Origin of the sequence: Paenibacillus sp. ICGEB2008 (genome assembly GCF_000307675.1) — a bacterium.
Lineage (GTDB): Bacteria > Bacillota > Bacilli > Paenibacillales > Paenibacillaceae > Paenibacillus > Paenibacillus polymyxa.
The window spans coordinates 1-1,582 of the sequence record NZ_AMQU01000047.1; the positions used below are offsets into that span (position 1 = coordinate 1).

A 1,582-nucleotide genomic window follows, 5' to 3' on the forward strand; every position below is an offset into this window, starting at 1 on the left:
TCATGGTACTGCTTCACTATCGGTCGCCAGGGAGTATTTAGCCTTGGCAGATGGTCCTGCCGGATTCATACGGGGTTTCACGTGCCCCGCACTACTCGGGATCCGTCTCGGAGGGAACGGGTTTTGAACTACAGGGCTTTTACCTTCTCTGGCGGGCCTTTCCAGACCTCTTCATCTAACCGGTTCCTTTGTAACTCCATGTGAGACGTCCCACAACCCCAAGGAGCAAGCTCCTTGGTTTGGGCTAATCCGCGTTCGCTCGCCGCTACTGACGGAATCACTATTGTTTTCTCTTCCTCAGGGTACTTAGATGTTTCAGTTCCCCTGGTCTGCCTCTCACCCACCTATGAATTCAGTGAGTAGTGACTGTCGATGAAGACAGCCGGGTTTCCCCATTCGGACATCCCCGGATCAAAGCTTGCTTACAGCTCCCCGAGGCCTTATCGTTGTTCGCCACGTCCTTCGTCGGCTCCTGGCGCCTAGGCATCCTCCGTGTGCTCTTTGTAGCTTAACCTAGTATTTACATCGTAAATACGATTTGCTTTGAATTTCGGTTCAACACTCACGTGTGAATGAAAATCAAGGCAGCTACCTTTATTTCACTTGTTTACACAAGATCAGCTTAAAGGAATATTCTAAACGCAATTTCGTTTCGGTATCCAGTTTTCAAGGTGCAATTCGCTTCGACGAAGCGAAGCCCGATGAATATTTCGGTTCCACACGATGTGTGAATGAAACATTCGTCGAAACTTGAGAGTTTGAACTCTCAAAACTGAGCAACGAGTGAGTAAGTTCAGGATATCCATTTCATTCACACGAACGTGATGAACCAAATCGAATATCCGGTCACAGGTACGTGTACCTGCTGATTTGAATGTTTCCATCGCAGGAAACGATTCTCCATAGAAAGGAGGTGATCCAGCCGCACCTTCCGATACGGCTACCTTGTTACGACTTCACCCCAATCATCTACCCCACCTTCGGCGGCTGGCCCCTTGCGGTTACCTCACCGACTTCGGGTGTTGTAAACTCTCGTGGTGTGACGGGCGGTGTGTACAAGACCCGGGAACGTATTCACCGCGGCATGCTGATCCGCGATTACTAGCAATTCCGACTTCATGTAGGCGAGTTGCAGCCTACAATCCGAACTGAGACCGGCTTTTCTAGGATTGGCTCCAGATCGCTCCTTCGCTTCCCGTTGTACCGGCCATTGTAGTACGTGTGTAGCCCAGGTCATAAGGGGCATGATGATTTGACGTCATCCCCACCTTCCTCCGGTTTGTCACCGGCAGTCTGCTTAGAGTGCCCAGCTTGACCTGCTGGCAACTAAGCATAAGGGTTGCGCTCGTTGCGGGACTTAACCCAACATCTCACGACACGAGCTGACGACAACCATGCACCACCTGTCTCCTCTGTCCCGAAGGAAAGATCTATCTCTCAGAAGCCGGTCAAAGGGATGTCAAGACCTGGTAAGGTTCTTCGCGTTGCTTCGAATTAAACCACATACTCCGACTGCTTGTGGCCGGGTTCCCGTCAATTCCTTGAGTTCATCTTGCGACCGTACTCCCCAGGCGGAATGCTA

The 1,582-nt window shown here is 51.0% G+C and carries 2 rRNA genes; both read right to left on the reverse strand.

Annotated elements, in window-relative coordinates:
• Positions 1–514, reverse strand: a 23S ribosomal RNA gene (locus C400_RS0125840); the annotation flags it as partial.
• Between the two features lie 392 nt (positions 515–906).
• Positions 907–1,582, reverse strand: a 16S ribosomal RNA gene (locus C400_RS28355); the annotation flags it as partial.